22 protein-coding genes are annotated in these 20,577 nt (G+C 35.0%); 5 read left to right on the top strand and 17 right to left on the bottom strand.

The features are described from left to right. Positions 1-2 precede the first annotated feature (2 nt). The 4 genes from NKR20_RS06500 to NKR20_RS06485 form a co-directional block, all read right to left on the bottom strand. Positions 3-1,007, bottom strand: coding sequence for an ABC transporter ATP-binding protein (locus tag NKR20_RS06500; protein ID WP_121215471.1), 1,005 nt, complete (start codon positions 1,005-1,007; stop codon positions 3-5). Continuing rightward, a complete protein-coding gene (locus NKR20_RS06495; protein ID WP_121215461.1) occupies positions 958-1,992 on the bottom strand; it encodes an ABC transporter ATP-binding protein in 1,035 nt (344 codons plus the stop codon). Before NKR20_RS06495 ends, NKR20_RS06500 begins: the two co-directional genes overlap by 50 nt. A 45-nt stretch (positions 1,993-2,037) precedes the next feature. Beyond that, positions 2,038-2,583, bottom strand: a complete 546-nt coding sequence (locus tag NKR20_RS06490) for a helix-turn-helix domain-containing protein (protein ID WP_253424583.1) — start codon at positions 2,581-2,583, stop codon at positions 2,038-2,040. A gap of 618 nt (positions 2,584-3,201) precedes the next feature. Next, complete coding sequence (locus NKR20_RS06485) at positions 3,202-3,744, bottom strand: 2,4'-dihydroxyacetophenone dioxygenase family protein (protein WP_253424580.1); 543 nt, start codon at positions 3,742-3,744, stop codon at positions 3,202-3,204. 172 nt (positions 3,745-3,916) lie between these two features. On the opposite strand from NKR20_RS06485, the gene NKR20_RS06480 reads away from it, so the two are divergent. After that, positions 3,917-6,682, top strand: coding sequence for an AfsR/SARP family transcriptional regulator (locus NKR20_RS06480; RefSeq protein ID WP_253424577.1), 2,766 nt, complete (start codon positions 3,917-3,919; stop codon positions 6,680-6,682). Positions 6,683-6,737: 55 nt separating this feature from the next. Further along, a complete protein-coding gene (locus tag NKR20_RS06475; RefSeq protein WP_121215466.1) occupies positions 6,738-7,532 on the top strand; it encodes an SDR family NAD(P)-dependent oxidoreductase in 795 nt (264 codons plus the stop codon). Positions 7,533-7,659: 127 nt separating this feature from the next. Here the strand turns inward: NKR20_RS06475 and NKR20_RS06470 are convergent, their stop codons facing one another. From NKR20_RS06470 to NKR20_RS06460, 3 genes are read right to left on the bottom strand one after another with little or no spacing between them, the layout of a single operon-like run. After that, positions 7,660-8,043 (bottom strand): VOC family protein, encoded by a 384-nt coding sequence (locus tag NKR20_RS06470; protein WP_121215467.1) that lies wholly within the window; start codon positions 8,041-8,043, stop codon positions 7,660-7,662. A gap of 36 nt (positions 8,044-8,079) precedes the next feature. Next, entirely contained in the window at positions 8,080-8,358 is a 279-nt protein-coding gene (locus NKR20_RS06465; protein ID WP_253428076.1) for an ArsR/SmtB family transcription factor, read from the bottom strand. Between the two features lie 54 nt (positions 8,359-8,412). After that, a complete protein-coding gene (locus NKR20_RS06460) occupies positions 8,413-8,832 on the bottom strand; it encodes a carboxymuconolactone decarboxylase family protein (protein WP_121215468.1) in 420 nt (139 codons plus the stop codon). 122 nt (positions 8,833-8,954) lie between these two features. Between NKR20_RS06460 and NKR20_RS06455 the strand changes: the two genes are divergently transcribed. Beyond that, the gene (locus tag NKR20_RS06455; protein ID WP_253424574.1) at positions 8,955-9,389 is read left to right on the top strand and encodes an Lrp/AsnC family transcriptional regulator; all 435 of its coding nucleotides are present in this window, start codon (positions 8,955-8,957) and stop codon (positions 9,387-9,389) included. Positions 9,390-9,739: 350 nt separating this feature from the next. Here NKR20_RS06455 and NKR20_RS06450 read toward each other — a convergent pair whose 3' ends face one another. From NKR20_RS06450 to NKR20_RS06420, 7 genes are all read right to left on the bottom strand, one after another. After that, entirely contained in the window at positions 9,740-11,191 is a 1,452-nt protein-coding gene (locus NKR20_RS06450; RefSeq protein WP_121215654.1) for an S-layer homology domain-containing protein, read from the bottom strand. A 78-nt stretch (positions 11,192-11,269) separates the two neighbouring features. Beyond that, the gene (locus tag NKR20_RS06445; protein WP_121215675.1) at positions 11,270-11,887 is read right to left on the bottom strand and encodes an HAD family hydrolase; all 618 of its coding nucleotides are present in this window, start codon (positions 11,885-11,887) and stop codon (positions 11,270-11,272) included. A 16-nt stretch (positions 11,888-11,903) separates the two neighbouring features. Then, positions 11,904-12,653, bottom strand: a complete 750-nt coding sequence (locus tag NKR20_RS06440) for a VOC family protein (protein WP_253424570.1) — start codon at positions 12,651-12,653, stop codon at positions 11,904-11,906. Continuing rightward, positions 12,641-13,156 (bottom strand): YbaK/EbsC family protein, encoded by a 516-nt coding sequence (locus NKR20_RS06435; RefSeq protein WP_121215656.1) that lies wholly within the window; start codon positions 13,154-13,156, stop codon positions 12,641-12,643. Before NKR20_RS06435 ends, NKR20_RS06440 begins: the two co-directional genes overlap by 13 nt. A 307-nt stretch (positions 13,157-13,463) precedes the next feature. Beyond that, positions 13,464-14,018, bottom strand: a complete 555-nt coding sequence (locus tag NKR20_RS06430; RefSeq protein WP_121215657.1) for an NADPH-dependent FMN reductase — start codon at positions 14,016-14,018, stop codon at positions 13,464-13,466. Positions 14,019-14,111: 93 nt separating this feature from the next. After that, entirely contained in the window at positions 14,112-14,792 is a 681-nt protein-coding gene (locus tag NKR20_RS06425; protein ID WP_121215658.1) for a phosphopantothenoylcysteine decarboxylase domain-containing protein, read from the bottom strand. Positions 14,793-14,919: 127 nt separating this feature from the next. Continuing rightward, positions 14,920-15,951: a YeiH family protein gene (locus tag NKR20_RS06420; RefSeq protein ID WP_245987635.1), complete on the bottom strand. Its 1,032-nt coding sequence runs from the start codon at positions 15,949-15,951 to the stop codon at positions 14,920-14,922. Between the two features lie 116 nt (positions 15,952-16,067). Between NKR20_RS06420 and NKR20_RS06415 the strand changes: the two genes are divergently transcribed. Then, a complete protein-coding gene (locus tag NKR20_RS06415; protein WP_253424568.1) occupies positions 16,068-16,961 on the top strand; it encodes a LysR family transcriptional regulator in 894 nt (297 codons plus the stop codon). A 46-nt stretch (positions 16,962-17,007) separates the two neighbouring features. On the opposite strand, the gene NKR20_RS06410 is transcribed toward NKR20_RS06415, so the two are convergent. Further along, the gene (locus tag NKR20_RS06410) at positions 17,008-17,772 is read right to left on the bottom strand and encodes an SH3 domain-containing protein (RefSeq protein WP_253424565.1); all 765 of its coding nucleotides are present in this window, start codon (positions 17,770-17,772) and stop codon (positions 17,008-17,010) included. 165 nt (positions 17,773-17,937) lie between these two features. Between NKR20_RS06410 and NKR20_RS06405 the strand changes: the two genes are divergently transcribed. Beyond that, positions 17,938-18,267, top strand: a complete 330-nt coding sequence (locus tag NKR20_RS06405) for a hypothetical protein (RefSeq protein WP_121215662.1) — start codon at positions 17,938-17,940, stop codon at positions 18,265-18,267. A 63-nt stretch (positions 18,268-18,330) separates the two neighbouring features. Here NKR20_RS06405 and NKR20_RS06400 read toward each other — a convergent pair whose 3' ends face one another. Beyond that, on the bottom strand, positions 18,331-18,768 hold the full coding sequence (locus NKR20_RS06400) for a cell wall hydrolase (protein WP_121215663.1): 438 nt from the start codon (positions 18,766-18,768) through the stop codon (positions 18,331-18,333). 141 nt (positions 18,769-18,909) lie between these two features. Continuing rightward, a complete protein-coding gene (gene pruA, locus NKR20_RS06395) occupies positions 18,910-20,541 on the bottom strand; it encodes an L-glutamate gamma-semialdehyde dehydrogenase (protein WP_253424562.1) in 1,632 nt (543 codons plus the stop codon). Positions 20,542-20,577: the final 36 nt, after the last annotated feature.

Raw genomic sequence — 20,577 nt, 5'->3', positions numbered from 1 at the left:
AATCACTTTGTACACAAATGACATGCAACAAAGTGGTTACTATTTGTTTGTTTGAACTCTGGCTCTTTTGTTCTGCAAATATCCATTACTGCAGGGCATCTTGTGTGAAATCTACATCCAGATGGTGGATTCGATGGACTTGGAACATCCCCTGTCAAAATAATTTTCTCTCTAACTTCACCGCTAACATCTGGAATCGATGAAAGGAGCGCCTTTGTATATGGATGTTGCGTATTTTCATATAGTTCATCACGAGTTGCCAGCTCAACAATTTTACCTAGATACATTACTGCCACTCGGTCACTAATATGGTGAACAACACTTAAATCGTGCGAGATAAATAGATAAGTAAGATTTAATTGTTTTTGAAGGTCTTCTAGTAAATTAATAACCTGTGCTTGGATTGATACATCTAAAGCCGAAACGGGTTCATCACAGACGACCAGTTCTGGATCTAGTGCCAGTGCTCTTGCAATTCCTACCCTTTGTTTCTGACCTCCAGACATCTCATGAGGATATCTATCTAAAAAACGACTTGGTAGCCCAACCATGTCCATTAGTTCTGTAATTTTCGCTTCCCCATTTTTAATTTTGTGAATTTTGAAAGGTTCCATTAAAATTTGCTTAATCGTTCTGCGGGGATTTAAGCAAGCAGATGGATCTTGGAAAATCAATTGCGCCTTTCTGGCAAAATTTTTCCGGTTCGTCTTCGAAATATTCGTAATGTCCTCGTTATTAAACAATATTTTAGAACCGCGGTCAGGCGGATATAGACCAAGCAAAGTCCTACCTAACGTACTTTTTCCACATCCACTTTCACCTACAAGACTAAATGTTTCTCCCTTTTTTATCGTAAAAGATACATCATCTACTGCCTTAAGTAATCCCTTTTTTCCATCAGGGCTTTTAATTTGAAACGTCTTTTTCAAATGGGAAACTTCTAAAATATTTTCAACTTCACTTTGGATTGATAGAGTTGCTGTACTCTTTATATTCGTTTGTGACATTTCCATCATCACCCTTTTCTCCTGCGTCATAAATAAAACATCTTACTTCACGACCATCTTCTCGTTTATATAATGGAGGCTTTTCTGCTTTGCAACGTTCCGTAGCATACTTACAACGAGGATGAAAACTACAACCAGTTGGCATTCTCAACGCATCTGGTACTGTACCAGGAATCGCCTCAAGTCTTTCAACTTTACTAGAGATTTTAGGAATTGCATTTAGTAAACCCTTTGTATATGGGTGAAGTGGATCCTTAAATACAAGGTCAGTAGGACTCTTTTCAACGATTTGGCCAGTATACATCACGACTACATTCTCACACATTTCTTTTACAACACCTAAGTCATGGGTGATCATAATAATACTCATATCTCGTTGCTTTTTCAGTTTGCTCATTAAATCGAGTATTTGAGCTTGAATCGTTACATCTAGTGCAGTAGTAGGCTCATCAGCAATTAATAGTTTTGTATCACAAGCTAACGCAATCGCAATCATGATTCTTTGTCGCATCCCACCAGACATTTGATGTGGATATTCATGGAACCTTTGCTCAGGTGAAGGGATTCCTACCAAACGTAATAACTCAATTGCGCGTTTTTTTGCCTCTTGTTTACTTATCCCTTTTTGATGAATTAGGATAGGCTCCATGATTTGCTTACCACAAGTATGTAGTGGATTCAAAGATGTCATCGGCTCTTGAAATATCATGGACACAGAATTACCTCTTATTTTCCTCATTTCATCAGGCGATAGTTTTAATAAATCTACACCCTCAAAATCTATCTTTCCAGTTATTTCAGTGTTTGCATTTTGCAAAAGTCTCATAATAGCTAATGATGTGACACTCTTACCGCTACCACTTTCACCTACGATTCCTAGTGAAATACCTTTTGCTAATTCAAAGCTTAAATTATCTACTGCTTTGACAACACCCTGTCGCGATTTGAATTGAATCGTCAAATCCTCTACTTTTAGTAATGTCATTGCCTCACCTTTTTCGCTGTATTGTTAATAATTGATTTTTAAATTTTAGTTAAAAATAACTGGAGTAATGACAGACAGTAATAGAGTTTCCTGGTCGAGTGGATTCTCCCATATATGTGGTAGGGTTGATGGGAAATGAATGGCATCCCCTTCTCGCAAATAGTATTCGGTATTATCAACTGTGAATAATACTGCACCTTTTAGAACGTAATAAAACTCTTCTCCAGGGTGTTTTACCGGCTCTTTTTCCTTTTGATGCGGCTTGATTGTTACCAATAAAGGCTCTATTTTTCTATCTGCAAATTTATTACTTAACCTTACATAAGTTGAATCCGAACTTTCTATTTTAAAGGATTTTTGATCTTGCTTTTTTACTGCATAATTTAGATTTTCGCTCTCTTCGAAGAAATGAAGCATTTTTACTCCAAAAGCGTCAGCAATTTTTTTTAATGATGTAATAGCTAGTGATGATGTCCCTCGTTCTATTTGAGATAAAAAACTAACAGATAGGTCTGTCTTTTCACTTAACTCCTTTAAAGTCATTCCTTGCTCAAATCGCAATTGCTTAATTTTTTGAAAAATTTCTTCCATAGCTTAATTCCTTTCTATTACGAGAAGAATAATTACTGTATTACTGTAATTATTTTCGATTTTACCATAATCCCTAATATTGTAAATGAAAAATTTTGAATATTTTTTATAATATTACTAGAGTAAAAATTTAGAATGTTTTTCGAAATACCATTTAGTAGTATGTTCCTTTAGAAATGTAGATGTGGAAAAATAAGGGGATAATAAACTGTTGGGGAAACGAAGGAAATTGTATGATCAAGAAAAAACTATCTAAGTAAAGTATTAATATTGTCAGTTAGTTGAAAGATTTTTAGAAAAACAGCACCTAAACAAAACGTGAAGATGCGAATTTTTACGAATCAAATATTTTATTTCAATCGGTAATTGTAAACTTCATCAAATTTGATTTTTCATCAGAATGATTGTATCCGACTCTAAATCTTTCATAAAATTATAGTAGGTTTGATTTTTCTTATATTCCATATTCATACAATTTCACGGTATCTCTATAGGAGTATCATATTTCGTGGTTTGAATGAGTTCTGATCTTAGAAAGCAATGCAAGTACCCATTCAAATAAAATAAGCCACCCAAAATTGGGTGACTTTAAAAAGGGGATGTACATAACAATTTAACTTACTTATACTCATGCATTTCTGTAGTACCATCCGTATAGTCAATAACTGTTGTATACTCGATTGCATTATTTTCCCTTGCCATATAATAATGTAATCGTGCATCTGCTATAAGTGCAAGATTACCATCATCATCATAACCTGCAATTGGACCATATGAGACAGCTAACATTGTACAGCCTTCAGGTGCTGCAAATGGTTCATGTATATGACCTGCTTGTTCGCAAGTGTAATAACCCGGATATCCTTTATCATCACCATCTTCATAATAAAAACCACCTTCAATAATATAAGCTTCAGAATTATGAAGATGCCAATGTGTAGCTGCTTTTATACCCGGATCAATTTTTAGTAGAATTGTAAAATTACCTGAAACAAGATCACAGGATAAAAGCTTAAAATAAGTTCCCGGCATCAGCCAATCAGTCCACGGAATCCAATCAGGATTTATAAAATCACGTTTTTTTCCTTTAGGGGTATTACCAGGATTTTTCATCCAGTATAATGGATTATACTTCTTTGAAAGACCTTGTTCGTTAGACATTCTACATTCCTCCTAATTGTTTGAAGTTAACTACATTTACATCATACAGAACACCACTTACTAGCAACTTACAAAACAACTTACAAACACTTTAAATTTATTGTTAATATAAGGAAGTTAAGTTAAAATTAATCAATATTCATTATTTTCTAATAAAGGAAGTGTTAGAATCATGATGATATCTACTATAGAAATTAATGAAAACAACCTTTTAGTTCGGAAAGATCTATTTTTAAAACTAGATAGCTTTCATTCAAAGAAACTAATTACATTAACAGCTGGTAATGGTTTTGGAAAACGAACTTTGATTTCTAGTTATCTTAAACACAATAATATTCATTACACCTGGTTTACTCTGCAATCACCCTTAACAACAATTCAAGAATTCCTCTCAACTATAATAATGCACTTAGAATCCATACAACAAAATCAATTTGAGACATTACCTATTAATCAACTACTAGACGAAGTAATAAATATACTTTTAAAGAAAAAAGACCCGTATTGGCTTATTTTAGAGGGCTGTGAACATATTCAGTTTGAAAATCATCACTTCGCTTTATTAAATTCATTTATTGATAGATTGCCGAATCATGTTACTTGTGTTTTCTTAGGAAAGCGTTTACCAAACAAGATAACGCAAAGCAAGTGGAAAATGCAGGGGAAATTACTATCTATAAATTCAGAAGACCTTGCATTCAATAAGGAGGACATAAAATATCTATTTCACTCCATCTATCAATTGCAAATAAGTGATTTTGAGATAGAGAGAACGCTTCAAGAGACGGAAGGATGGGCTGCTGGTATTGCACTATATTACGAAGCGGTTAAAGAATTGCCTTCTATTGATCGGGAACAATTTTGGAATAATATCAAAACAGGTGATGATATATATCAATACATCACGAATGAAATAATAGAAGAACTACCTCATCATTTACATGAATTTCTTTATTACTGCTCTTTATGTAGAACCATAGATAAGGAAATTTTCATTGAAGTCTTTCCTAACTTATCTGTTCACGAAGCAATTCATGAACTAGAAGATAAAGGAGTTATTATGATTTATGATGCAAATGGAACCCCAAGATTACACGAACTTTTTAGACGTTATTTATATAAAAAGGCATTAATCGAGTTGGGAGAAGAAAGAATTCAAGCATTTCATGGACAAGTATCCCTAACCTTTTTGAAAAAATATCAATTTTTCAACGCCCTATCCCACTCCCTTGCATCTGGTAATGCACAAAAGACAGCAGAAATAATGAATTTAATGATAGACCGATATGAACCAGAGCATTTCCTACAATTAATAGATGGTTGGTTAGAAAGTATTTCACCTAGCTTAGATTTATCAATGACTAGCCTCTTAATATTTCGATGCATACCTGTAAAGTTATCTGAACGATTAATCGACCCTCTGTTACTATTATTAAAAAAATTCGAAAATGTTAACCCAGCTATTACTTTAAATATCTATCATCGATTAGCCACGATTTATTTTTATAAAGGTGAACTAAAAAAGGCAATCATAGATTACAACAATAGTTTAAATCTAGCTAAACAAATAAATTATCCTCCAATGATCGCTTTAAACACAAGTATGCTAGCACAAATGTATCGATTTATTAAAAATAAAGAAAAATCAATTTCTCTCGCTAAGAAAGCACTCCTCTTAGCAGAAAAAGATGGCTATGATCATACTCAAATGCATTCACTTTGGAACCTTTCTGAAATTATGGTAGATGAGGGAGATATTCATTTAGGTAAACGCTTTGCTATGGAATCGATTGATGTATCGTTAAAATGTGATGATGCAGCTGTTATTTACCCTTACTGTACAATTAGCAAGTATTATAGAAAGACAAATCAACTGGACAAGTCCTTTCAATGGGTAGAGAAAGCCGTTAAGCATGCTGAAAAATATCAGATTGAAACTGATTTAGGTTGGGCTTATACAGAATTAGCACTTTGGTATAAAGATAACCAACAATTTGAGTTGGCCGAACAATATATAAAAAAGGCTGAAGAATTGTTTAAATCATTTCGGCATCACAACTGTATTGTACGTCTTCATCTTGTTGATATTTTACGAGAATTCAACAAAAATGAAGAAGCACAAAAAATTCTCGATGATATTAAAAAGACTGTAAAAAAATATGATTATGAATGGATTACTTTTTACGAACCTAAAATAGAACCTGACATTGACGAAAAACTAACATTAAAATTACTTGGTTCATTTGAAATCAAAGTTGGAAGGAAGAAAATTAAAATATCGAGAAAATCTAGTAAAAAACTACTTTTTCTTTTGGCTACACAATACAAAAGACGCTGGTCGAAGGAAGAAATTATTGGAAGACTTTTTCCGGATGAAGAAGAAGAAATTGCTTCTAACTATTTTAATGTAGCCCTTTCCTATCTTCGCAAGGAGTTAGAACCTAACCTAAAGAAAGGAAGGGATTCTAAATATATTAAATATGACGGTTCTCATTACTATTTTGTTTATGAAAATATAGATTGCGATTTCAAAAAACTGAACGATTTATTGGATGACCCAATCAATACGAACACTTCCCTTGAGACTTACATTCAACTATATTCAGGGGATTTACTTGAAGAATACCCATATGAAGATTTCCTAATTGATAAAAGAGATGAACTAAAATCCGATTATCTTGATGTACTAAAAAACCTAGTTAAAGAATCAGAGGGTAATGGAAAGCTAGAACAGAGCTATCAGATTTATGAAAAAATGATTCAAGTTGATCCGTTTGAAGAACAATTTTATTTAAACTATATCAAAAGCCTATTAAAAACCGGTCAACGAAACAAAGCACATCAAATAGCTAATAAAGCAATACAATATATAGAAGTTGAACTTGGAATTCCAATACAATCTGAAATTGAAAGTTTATTAACCATAAAAAGTAAGTAATGAGTAAGTTACATTCCTTATGATATAGCAATATCAAATAAGGAGTGAGACTAATATGAATTTGTTAAACAAAGTTGCCGTAGTTACTGGAGCAGGAAGTGGGATTGGGAGAGCGATTTCAGAAAAGTTAGCTTCACAAGGTGCATTCGTTTACGTAACAGATATTACAGAAGCTAGTGGGCAAGAAACTGTAAATATCATTAAAAGGAATAATGGAAAAGCAAAGTATTTACCTCTTGATGTAAGGAATCCTGAGCAAGTGGAAGCTACATTCCAAAAAGTTGCGAATGATACTGGGAAACTGGACATCTTAATTAATAATGCAGGCATACCTGGTCAACCAAGTTCAATTGAGCAGATTCCGAATGCAGAATGGACAAACTTGCTTGATATTCATGTTAATGGTTCATTTTATTGTTTAAAATGTGCCGTTCCTTACATGAAAAAAAATGGTTCTGGTCGCATTATTAATATGTCCTCACTTGCATCTGAAACATCGCTACGTGGATATGGTCATTATGCAGCTGCTAAGTATGCCCTTTTAGGTTTAACAGAAACGGCGGCTAAAGATTTAGCACCATATGGTATCACTGTGAATGCATTAAAGCCTGGGGTTATTCGCTCTGCCTTGACTAGTGGCATTTTATCAATGGCTGAGGAGGAATTAGCAAAAGCAACTCCACTAGGTAAGATTGGTTCCCCTTCTGATGTAGCCGCTGCTGCTGCATTTTTATGCTCAGATGAAGCCTCGTTTATTACAGGTGCTACTTTAATCATTGATGGAGGTTTCCGTCTTGTAAACGAGATGGATAATGCGATGGATCGATTTTTAAGTATTTCTAATTCATAAAATTTAGAAAAGGCAATCATGATTTTTCATCACGATTGCCTTTTTCTATTTCTTATTTTTGCGTAATTCAATTGCTGTTGAAAAATTTAGACAACGATCGACTACCTTTTACTGGGTACATCAAATATTACTGCTGGATGATTTGAATATGGTTACCACATGTGTCGTCAAACACGGCAACCGTTACATTGCCCATTGATGTTGGCTTCATTGTAAACTTCACGCCTTTATCCAGTAAACGTTCATATTCTGCTTGAATATCTTCTACGCCAAACATCGTTACCGGGATACCATCAGCAAATAATTTTTGTTGATATTCCTTTGCAGCTGGATGATTGTTTGGCTCAAGGATTAGTTCCGTTCCTTGTTCATTTTCTGGTGAAACTAAAGCAATCCATCGAAATTCACCAGCAGGAACATCATGCTTTTTAATAAATCCTAATGTGTCACAATAAAAATTCAATGCCTTTTCTTGATCGTCTACGAAAATGCTAGTTACAATAATTTTCATTTAATTTTTTCTCCTTTACAATTTGTGATGCACAACTTACTCTAACCATTTATCCAACAAATTTTTTAGCGGCTCCTTGTTGAATTGTAGCACTCGATATTTTCCCTCTTTTTTTGAAAGGACGAGCCCTGCATCTTCCAATAATGTAAGATGTTTTGCTATACCCTGTCGTGAAATGGAAAGATTGTGCTTCATAATTAGACGAGCATTCAGTTCATACAATGTCATTTCGTTACTTTCTGAAAGTTCATCTAATATTAGCCGTCGATTCTCGTCTGCAAGTCCTTTAAAAATTGCGTCTTTTTCCCATTCCATAAGCCGATTATACGCAACTAATTGGTTGCATGTAAAGTGAAAAGGCATGAAAAATTAAAATTCATTCGCTTCTAATTTCATTAATGCTCCAAAATATTGTTGTGCGGTAGTAAAGCAAATAAACGCGCAAAGCTCACTTATTTCATCCTCTGTGAAATAGTTGTGTAGTATTTGAAATACTGAATCTGGAACAATTCCTTTTTCATATTTTAAAAAAGCCTCGGCAAAACCCACTGCAACAGATGTTTTTTCATCAAAATTGAGAGGATCTGGCTTCCCTTTTGCTTTGCAATACTCGCATCCATTCCCTTGTGCCAATGTTCTTCTAACTTGTTCCTTTAATGTAGCTGATAAACATCCATCTTTTTCTAACTCATCCCCTAACTCTGCCCATGACGTCATCACTTCTTGATTGTGACCTAATAGTTTTTGAAAAGGTGTTCCTCCAAAATTTGATTGTTTGATTCTTGCCATATGCAACTCCTCCTTGTTACATTAAATATAAAATACGGATTCTGAATTTCACATTAAATTTGAAATGTTTTTTGGTGAAATGATTTTGATAATTAACGTAAAAGAGAGGATTTTCTTTAAAAATGAAAATTGATGATATTGATAAAAAAATACTTGTTGAGTTATCTAATAATAGTCGTTTGTCGATGAGTGAACTAGGTAGAAGAGTTCATCTGTCCTCCCCTTCTGTCACTGAACGAGTTCGGCAAATGGAGTCTTTTGGCATTATTAAAAAATATACTTTGGAAATTGATTATGAAAAAATCGGCTTACCTATCCAATGTATCATCGAAGCTACTGTAAAAAATGGGGATTATAAGAAGTTTAAAAATTTTATAGAAAGTCTCCCAAATGTGGAATTTTGTTATAGAGTTGCGGGAAATGCCTGTTATATGCTAAAAATGCAATTTGAGAGTTTTTCTAAAGCAGAGGAATTTATCGACACTGTAAATCCGTTTGCTGCTACGGTTACTCATTTTATTTTTTCTGAGGTAGAGACGAACTTAAAACTAGATTAAAGAACTAAACTTTATTCTGAGTTAGTCCTTAAATAAACTCAAACTAGTGACATTCATCACTGGGATGAAGGTCAATTCTCTTGTGAAATCCTGTTCCAGTGACCTTCATTACCCTGATGAAGGTCAAATCCCATGTGTAAATCCTTTCTAGTGACCTTCATTACCCTGATGAAGGTCAAATCCCATATGTAAATCCTTTCTAGTGACCTTCATCACCCCGATGAAGGTCAAATCTCTTGTGAAATTCTGTTCTAGTGACCTTCATTACCACAACATAAGTCAATTCCCCTGTGAAAACCTAATAAGAAAAAGACAATCCCTCCTTGATGCAAGAAAGGATTGTCTTCATTTTAATAAAATTGTTCAGAATAAGTGTAAGGTTCCACTCGCACATTGAGTATTGAGCCTATATTATACACTTGAATTCTCAATCCCAATATTTCTTTTCTACTTTTCGGAAAATCTACAAATACATATCCTTCCGATAATCCTTCAATAGAAAACTTATTGGAATTACCTTCTCGTGTTATGTTCACAATGTTCGCTGTTTTCTCATCCATTTTATATTCACTAAAATCGCCTTCATATTTACTTAAATCTAGTGTTACAACTGGATTTTCCACAATTGAATAGGTATCTAGGTAAAAATGAGCCGGCTTTTCAGTTGCCTTGACCCCATAGCGAATTTTTGTGTTGTTCGCATATTCAACGGTTGCAATGTATTCACCTGGGTTATTTAACAATAAGCAAATTTGATTGAAGCCTAAATATTCTTTACATGTTTTAAACTTAGCTGACTCTTCAATAACCGTTCCATCCATCGTCGATAACGTCACATTTTTAATTGGATCCTTCTCTACATTTAAACGAACATTTGTCGGTAGAACGTCCTTCGTCTCATCAAAATGAATGGTAAATCGTTCATTTTCCTTCGTTACACTCACATAATATTTTTTGCTTTCTAAGGTATTAGAATCATTTTTCAAACGCCCTGAAAGTCCAAGCTTTTGCGTTCCTTCTTTTATTGGGACAATTTGAATATGACTCGAAGCTTTTTTGTTTTGAAGGATTTGCACAACCTGTTCTTCATTTTGTTCAGGTTCATAAGGATTACTGTAAACAACATATCCAAAATTCGACCAACCAAAATCTTTAGCATAATACTCAATCGTTTCAGAGCGAACTTTTTCAGCTTTTGTGATGAAGATTGCTGCTTCCCCTCTAGTAATTGGTTTATTCGGACTAAATGTTGTTTCAGATGTACCAAATGCAATGCCTAATTTATAAAGTGTATAGACTGATTCTTGATGACTACTCAATCGATCAATATCTTTAAATGGGGTAGATTGCATATAAGTTAACGTATTAAACTTGAAAGCTTTTATCAAAATAGAAGACATTTGCGCACGGGTAATTTGATCATGCGGTCCAAATCGTCCATCTGCATAACCACGAAAAATCCCTTTTTCTACTACCGTTGCAATGGCTCCATAATTTCCCGTTTTGGGAGAAACATCTTTAAACTTTGGATTTTTTACAATTTTCGTATCCAAATTTAATAATTTCGCAATAATAGCTGCGGCTTGTCCCCGAGTAATCGAAGCTTCAGGTTTAAACGTACCATCAGGATATCCCCCAATTATTTTCCGCTCAGTAAGTTGCGAAACTGCACTGGCATAGGGTTGATCTTTCGAGACATCAGAAAATTCCACAGCCCTCGCTTTAGCACTTATTTGAGGCATCATTAAACTAACAACAAATACAGTAACGAAAACAAACGATATGTAACGTTTCAAAACCATTTTTTAGTCCCCCTGTAAACTATTATATTAAAACTATAAAGATTTACAGGGAGGTAAACTAGTGGAAATAAAATACAGTTAGAAAATCTCCAAAAGCTTATCAAATCGTTCAATTACATAATCATATTCAATTACAGTCCCGAAACCGTATTCTGCATAAACAAATGGAATTCCTGCAAATCGCGCAGCTTTTAAATCCCCAGCAGTATCTCCAACGTAAACCGAAGATTGTAGGTTGTTCCGTTCCATAAGTAATTTGATATTTTCACCCTTTGAAAGACCGGTTCTACCTGCATTTTCAAAATCTAAAAAGTATTTTTCAAGCTGATGGTATTCATAGAACGCTTCAATGTATCCTTCTTGACAGTTACTGACAATAAATAGTTTGTATTTTTTCGATAATCGGCTCAACACTTCCTTCACATTCGGATAAAGTTGACCACCTTGTTTTTTGATATACTCGCCATCCGCATTAAAACACTCGTCCATTACTTTTTTACGTAACTCTTCATCTAAAGTTGGGAACAATTTTTTACTTATGTCATCGGCTTGTAACCCCATTACACCTTCTAGATCAACCCGTGTTAATTGCATCTTTCCAGCAAGGCATTTCTGTATACTACTATTCCACGCATCAACTATGGTATCAACGGAATCCCAAATGGTACCATCTAAATCAAATATGATACTATCCATTGTTTGGTACACATCCTTATTGGCGAATTTTATATGTTGCCTCTTCAATTACTACATCCTTCTCAACCTTAGCCCCTGCAATCAATACATCAGCAATTTCATTTTCATCCGATTTTTTAAACGTAATATGACAATTTGGAAGAAAAAGTGTAATCGCGTTTTTATTTTCTACCTTTTCAAGACCAAAAACCCGTGCCCAATCTTGAGCAACAGATTCATCTTTTACCGAATAAGTAATTTCCTTAATCTTTAAGTCCCCCAATGGATGCTCAACAATCGTACCGAGTTTCACCAACTCATCAAACCGTTCTTCATCGGTTCCTTCCCACTGGATTAAAAACGGAAAATCCACTTCTACATCTTTTTTTCCAAAGTGCAATAATTGCCACTTCACAATGGAGCCATCTGGACGAACTCTAGAAAAATGTTGTGGTCCATCCACTTCATAACCTTCCTTTAAAAGTCGCACTGCATCCTCTTCTATTGTCGAAGTGCGAAATGCTAATCTCGTGAATCCATTTTTATAGTGACGTTTTTTATAGGATTCATGCAACGTATGTGGAATGGCTGCAGATTTTTCTAGCAATGCTTCGTCAAAAACGCCGATAAACTCAATGTAAGTAAACCCAAAATAACATAACGAATTATATGTACCCCACATTTCGTGCTTCCCACCAAGCACGGTATGTAGGCCCATTTTCTTTGTTTCATCTACTAAATCTTCAGGCTTGTCCACAAAATGAACAATGTGATCTAGTTCGTACATGCTGAATCCTCCGCAGATTCCTGTAGCGATTCATCCCAATCTTTACTTACATCGACCCAAGCATTAGCGCCTGAATATTCCAATAATTCTGCGCATGTTAATTCGATTGCCGAGTTCGCACTTCCACAAGCCGGGTATACGGTTTCGAATCGTTTCATCGACACATCTAAGAAAATATCTAACGGATTTGCTAGTCCAAATGGGCAAACGCCTCCAATGATATGGCCTGTTTGTTCTACCACTTCTTCTGCACTTAACATTTTTGGCTTTGTTCCAAATTGTTCTTTAAATTTTTTATTATCAATTTTTGAGTCACCTGCTGTAACTACTAAGAATGCATTTCCTTCTTTATCTTTAAAAGATAATGTTTTCGCAATTTTCGCTGGAATCACATTTAACGCATTTGCCGCTTGATCCACTGTTGCACTGGATTGATTAAATTCTAAAATATCTTGTTCTCGATTATATTTTTTGAAATGTTCTTTTACGCTTGCAATTGACATGTTGAAACCTCTCTTTTCTTACCAAATGATTTTGTACCCTATTATACAGGGAAATATTAGAAAGTATAAATAAAACACCCCCTAACCCAAGAAAGTGTTAAAGGTGTTTCTTAGAAATTAGGTATTTTATTAAAGCAAAATATCTTATTCCATTCTTTTGGCTGTTCCATTACTACTTTCTTTAACTTCCTCCTTAGTAAATCACCTCTAAATTCAGTTTATTATGAATAGATTTATGAAGTAAAGTTTTGCCAGAAAATAAATAAAGAGCCTTCTTCAGAATATCTCTGAAAAAAGCTCTGAATGTTTAACGGTTATAGCGATTAATTAAATCAACAAATGCATCGACAAATACTTGTAGGAATTGAGTCGTTTTTTCCTCTTTGAATTTCCCATTGTCATCAAAAAGTGTGCTGGAGTTGGCAATGTATGCTTCCGGCTGTTGTAAAATTGGCATATTTAGGAACACTAGACATTGACGCAAATGATGGTTTGCTCCAAAGCCACTTAAATTCCCCATAGATTGACTGATAATCGCGGCAGGCTTTCCATTCCATGCGCTTTGTCCATAAGGTCTTGAACCCACATCAATTGCATTTTTTAACGCACCAGGAATGGAACGATTATATTCAGGCGTTATAAATAAAATTGCATCCATTTCCTTTAACGTGTTTCGGAATGTTGTATATTCTTCAGGAGAAGTATTTTCATTATCAATATCTTCATTGTACAAAGGAAGATTACCGATATCGATAAATTGAGTTTCATAATCTTGTGGGAAAAGTTGTGCTACATTTTCGCCAATTTTTTTGGAATACGATTCTTTACGTAAACTACCACTAATAATACCGACTTTCACCATTACAATCACCCTTACTCTAATATTAAAAACCGTTAGTATTATATCCTCTTCTTGGTAATTTAAACCCAAACAAAACAAAAAGACTAGGGAATCCTAGTCCAGTGTCGTACCTAATAATTCAACTAATACTTTTGCTGTTTCTTCTTTTCCTTCTACTCTTTCCACTTCTCCAGTAGATGACACGATATAATGCGGCTCATGCACACCATATAAAGAATTTGAGCTATTTGCAACCATATATGTAGCATTAGATGTTTCCATGCGTAGTTTTGCACGATGGATTAAATAGTCCACATCATCTGTCGCTTCTAATTTAAAGCCAATTAACGTTGTATCTGGTGCCCATTCTTTAATTTGCCCTAACACTTTTGGCGCTTTTTTAAAGTGAATTATTGGGGGTTCATCAGACGGCATTTTTCCCTTTTCCTCGATCAGATTTCCTGACTGGTCATATACTTTATCAATAATCCAATCGGAACCTGCTGCTGCCATAATAACAAAATCGATATGTTCCGTTTGTACGATAGATTTAATTTTTTCACCTAAATCTTCTATACCTTCAAACATAATCGTTCTCATAGATTTTGCGTTCGTTGGAAGTGTTGCAAAATAGCCATGTAAATAAATGACTTCCGCTCCATTTGCAAGGGCAGATTCTGCTAAGTAACACCCCATTGTACCTTTAGATAAATTCGTATGACCGCGCACACGATCCCATTTTTCTAATGTTCCACCACTTGTGATCAATACTTTTTTGCCACTTAACTTTTTCACACCATCACCCGTATCTATATCTATTCATAGAACAAGTTTAACTGACTTTCACAAAAATTTCATTAATTTCATTCATATATTGCTAACATGTAAGGTAAAAAATCTATCATCTAGTTTATTTGGTCCATTATAAAGTTAAAAATGTAATCAAGGATAACAGTATCGATGTAATAAGCATAGCGATGAATGGACGTAATGCTTTTGAACGCAATTCTTTTAGGTTTACATTTAACCCCAGCCCCACCATTGCCATTGTTAGTAATAAGGTCGTAATATTGGATAGATTATTTAAGACACTTTCATGAACGATTATCCATTCCCCCAACACATAGCTCCCAAACAAGCTCATCACCAAAAATCCAATTAAAAACCACGGAAACTCGATTTTCATATCAGATTGGGCTTTCCCTGTACGTTTCATCCAAATAATCAGGATAAAACATAATGGAACAAGAAGGAAAACTCGTCCTAGTTTTGCTAAAAGTGCGACTGCTAAAGCATCCTGTCCGGCTGGTGCTGAAGCTAACGCAACATGGGCTATTTCATGTAAGCTGATTCCCGACCAAATCCCATACTGGATATCCGTCAGATCTAAAAAGGGTTTTAAAAGAATATACCCAATGGAAAATACTGTCCCAACAAGGGCGATAATTCCTGCCCCTATTGCAGTATCCTCTTCCTTTGCCTTCAATATGGGTGAAACGGCGGCAATTGCTGCTGCACCGCATATCCCCGTTCCGATTCCTAGCAGTAAAGATAATGAAAAATCGGCTTTCAATTTTTTAGCTAACCACATCGTTAACAAAATAGAAAAGATAATAGTTCCAATATCTCTTACAAGTAATCCCATTCCTTGATGGAAAACGACTTCCATATTTAATTTGAGCCCATATAAAATAATGGCATAACGTAATAATTTTTTTGATGAATATTGGATTCCTGAACGAATCATTTCTGGATAACCAAATAATTGTCGATATATTACAGCAATAATAATCGCAATTGCTAACGGTCCAATGTAAGCTAATCCGGGTACTTTTGCCATAACAAATCCCAAAATCGCGATTGCGAAAGTGAAGAAAATCCCTGCTAACCATAATAAATTTTTTGTAAAGGTTTCTGATTTCCTTACATATTCTTCTGTCTCCTCATGATGCAATTTGTTCACGTCCTTATATTTTCTTAATTCATCATATGCTTGTTTTTATCATAAGGAAAATAAATTATAATAATCATTATGATAAGTAAATGATTATAGTTGAAAGGACGTAAAAAATGGATCAGCAACTACTCGTTTTTGTCACAGTTGTAGAGAAGCAAAATTTCTCCAGAGCAGCGGAAACCTTACACATGACTCAGCCTGCTGTCAGCCAACATATTCAAATGCTTGAACGCAGTGTTGGAACGAAACTTTTAAATCGGAGTAATAAGTATGTCCACTTAAATAAAGCGGGGGAAATTGTTTATCATCATGCAAAAGAGATTCTTGGTCTTTATACGAAAATGAGGAATTTAGTAGATGACCTAACAAATACTGCAACTGGAGAGCTTTCGATTGGGGCAAGTTATACATTTGGTGAGTATGTCCTACCACATATTATTGCAAGACTACGAGAACAATTCCCTTTAATCAAACCAACCATCACTATTGGTAATACGTATGAGATTGAAGAACTGATGACGAACAATCAAATTGATGTAGGCATTGTCGAAGGAGAAATCAAAAGTAAAAAGCTCCATGTTGAGGATATTGCGGAGGATTTCATGTCTATCATCGTCTCTGGTAAACACCCTTTCGCTATGCATAAGGATTTAACACTACCAGATTTACAAAACGAGACGTGGATTGTCCGAGAAAAGGGTTCAGGGACAAGAGAAGCAACGGACGGAATGTTTGAGAAATTTCAATTTAGTCCCAAAGATATGATGGAGTTCGGAAGTACACAGATTATTAAAGAATCCGTAGAGGCAGGGCTTGGCGTATCCCTTTTATCACACTGGGCCATTCACAAAGAGTTGAAACTTGAAAAGCTAGCAATTTTAAAAATCCGAGGATTCCCTATTATCCGTAAATTTTCACTTGTTACGCCATCCACAAAATTTCAAACAAAAGCATCAGAAGTTTTTGTTACACTTTTAAAAGATAAAGAAGGATACAATATTATTTAAAAAATTGGACTGTTAATCAATGTGTATATTAACAGTCCAACATAAACTATTTCGATTGTTTCACAGATACTAACTCCGTAATAATTTTTCCATCACCCGTTGTACTTTTTATAATGCCAATTCCCCTTGCTAAATATTCCCTTGAACCATCCGCATATTTTAAAATCACTACATTATTAAACGTTCCTGCTTTTACTTTTATCGTTTTCGTTGTGCTTTCTACTAACACATCTAATTCTTCGTGATACATGATTGGTTGTTTTACATGACTACCTTGTTTTAGTGGTAACGGAACATTGATAAAAATAAAATCCGAACTTGCAACTCCAATTAAAAAACGATCTTTCGTTTCAATATATGTGTAATTTGGAAGATCCGGATATAACGAGCTTTTTGGATTATAGAGATGTGTGTACTCTCCATCTTTTTTTACTATAAAGGATTCTTTTGCATCATCTAAAAAGGACGGATTATATGTGAGGATTAAACCTTCGCTTGGCACAAGTCCACCGGTTACCGTACCATTTGTCGCCTTTGGATTTTTAGTTGTAAGCGCAACGGAATAAACATACCCTTCTAACTTCCCACTTTTTATATAAGACCAACCATTTGATGAAGAAAGTACTGTTACTTTTGAGTGATTTTTAATCGTCCCTAGTTGTTCTGCATTTTGTTTCGGTTCTGCTCGTAGGATGATGTCGTTTTTAGCATTGACATACATTTCCGTTGTTCCTGCTGCAGTCACGGCATCTTCTGCGTATACAAAGGTAAAACCAAACAGAAGTAAAATTACTAAGACTATTTTTTTCAAATGGAAACCTCCCTCTCTATTACCTTCAACATAGGAATATATGGTCATAAGTTATGTAATTATTCACACAAAAAAAGAGATTTAAATAAATAAGGATTACTCTCCTTAAATTGCTAGCCCCTAAAATATCATTTTTATATTATTATTGTAACGGAGGTGAAACAAATGATAAAAATTTATGAATATCCAGTGATTTTTGCAGTAGAAGACCAAACTACAGAAGAAGGGGATTTTCCCGTTTACATACGAATACCTGACCTGATGGATGCTGGTTTTAACCTAGCATCTTCAAGCAGTCATACTGAAGACGATATTATCTCAATAGCAAGAGATTGTATGAAAATTGCTATCCAAGATGGGCTTCGTCGAGATTTACATATGCCTGTCCCTTCAAAACTTCGTGAAATTGATTTAAAAAAACATCTTTATCTTTATGAAGAAGAGTCAATCGAATTAAGAAGCATTGCCATCGAGTGGATTAAAACAGAAATATAACCGAAAAAAGCTAGCCATCGTACACGTTTCGAAAAGGTAGATGGCTAGCTTTATATTTATTGTTTATCTGTAGACACTCTCACAAGTTCCTGCAGCTGGTTCATAATAACAATGGTTTTTAAATTGTCCCGCAAATGGTTGACCATACCAAGTTGGAGGACATGGTGCGTATGGGTTAAAGTACCATAGAGAATATTTTCCTGGTAGTTGTCTCCAATAATCTAACACTTGCCGTGCTAATTTTTGTTCGTTCGGTCTCGCTCTGTTATAGAATAAATTCCCCTTTTGAACGGCTTCAAAGGAGTAATTCCCTCCTTGAACCTGATAAATCACGTCTTCAATCGTTCTAACGTCTCTAAAGTCCAAACAGTCTGCAATGGCACGGTTCACAATGACGTTTCCTACATACAACATCCCTTGATTTCCTTCGCCTTCCGCTTCCGCCCTCATCATTCTTGCTACTAAATCGATATCTGCATCACGATATTTTACTCTTGGCATCTTCTCACCCCAAAAATATACTATGAAACAAAAACTATATTGATGTTATAGGGTATGCGATTAATTTACTTTCGTGATTCCTTTCATGTGCAATATAAAAAGAGGTCGAAACAGTAAGTCTCGACCTCTTTAATAAATAAATTATTCTTCGTCCATGAATGGATAAGCGATATCTGTTGTTGGCGCGAAGTTTTCTTTAATGACACGTGGAGTTGTCCAACGAATCATGTTAAATACTGAACCAGCTTTATCGTTTGTACCAGAACCACGAGAACCACCAAATGGTTGTTGGTTAATCATCGCACCTGTTGGTTTATCATTGATATAGAAGTTACCAGCAGCGCCTGATAAACGGTTTTCTAAGTGCATAATCGCTGTACGATCTTGTGCGAAGATGGCACCTGTTAATGCGTACATAGAAGCACTATCTACTGAATCTAATGTTTCTTCTAATTTTTCATTTTCATAAACATAGATTGTTAATACTGGTCCGAAGATTTCTTCTACCATTGTTTTAAAGTTTGGATTTGACGTAACGATGATTGTAGGTTGAATGAAATATCCAACTGAATCATCATACGTACCACCAGCGATAATTTCTGCATCTTCTGCTTCTCTAGCATACTCAATATAACTTGTAATTGAGTCAAATGCAGCTTTATCAATAACAGCACCCATGAAGTTACGGAAGTCACGAACATCCCCAACTTTAAGTTTTGCTGTTTGTTCTAATAAACCAGCTTTTACATCTTCCCAAATGCTTGCAGGAATGTAAGCACGAGAAGCAGCTGAACATTTTTGACCTTGGTATTCAAAAGCACCACGAACAAGGTTAGATACTACTTTATCAACTTGAGCTGTTTCGTGTGCAAATACAAAGTCTTTACCACCAGTTTCACCTACTAAACGTGGGTAAGATTGATAGTTTGCAATGTTTTCTCCAACGTTTTTCCAAATTGTTTGGAATGTAGCTGTTGAACCAGTGAAGTGGAATCCAGCCATACGTGGGTCTGTTAATACGATTTCAGAAACTTGAGAACCACGTGATGGTACAAAGTTAATAACACCTTTTGGTAATCCAGCTTCTTCTAAAATACGCATGAAGTAATAGTTTGCAAGAATTGAAGTTGTCGCAGGTTTCCAAACTACAACGTTCCCCATCATAGCAGGTGCAGATGGTAAGTTACCACCGATTGCTGTGAAGTTAAATGGTGAAATCGCTAATACGAAACCATCTAATGGACGGTAATCTAAACGATTCCAAACATTTTTCATGCTATCTGGTTGGATTTGATACACTTGGTTTGCATAATCTACACCGAAACGTAAGAAGTCTGCTAATTCTTGTGCAGAGTCAATTTCAGCTTGAATTACAGTTTTTGATTGACCTAACATTGTTGCAGCATTCATAAGATCACGGTATGGACCAGAAATTAAATCAGCTGCTTTTAAGAAAATTGCTGCGCGGTGTTCCCATGGCATATTTGCCCAAGATTCTTTTGCAGCCATTGCCGCTTCAACTGCAGCACGTAATTCTGCTTCGCCCGCTTCTGAATAGTTTGCTAAAACATGTTGATGATTATGTGGCATAACTACTTGTTTTACTGTATCTGTTTTTATATTTTCGCCATTAATAATTACAGGGATATCTACTACAATATTTGATTGACGGTTTAATTCTGCTTTTAGTGTTTCTCTTTCTTTTGTACCTGGTGCATATGTATATCCAGGTTCGTTCTTAGGTGTCGGTATTTTGAAAATTCCGTTACTCATTTGACAATTCCCTCCTGATGTTTAAAAATACTTTCC

The sequence above is a fragment of the Ureibacillus endophyticus genome (genome assembly GCF_024159215.1).
In the GTDB taxonomy this organism is placed as follows: domain Bacteria; phylum Bacillota; class Bacilli; order Bacillales_A; family Planococcaceae; genus Ureibacillus; species Ureibacillus endophyticus.
This window is presented reverse-complemented; position numbering and strand designations above follow the sequence as displayed.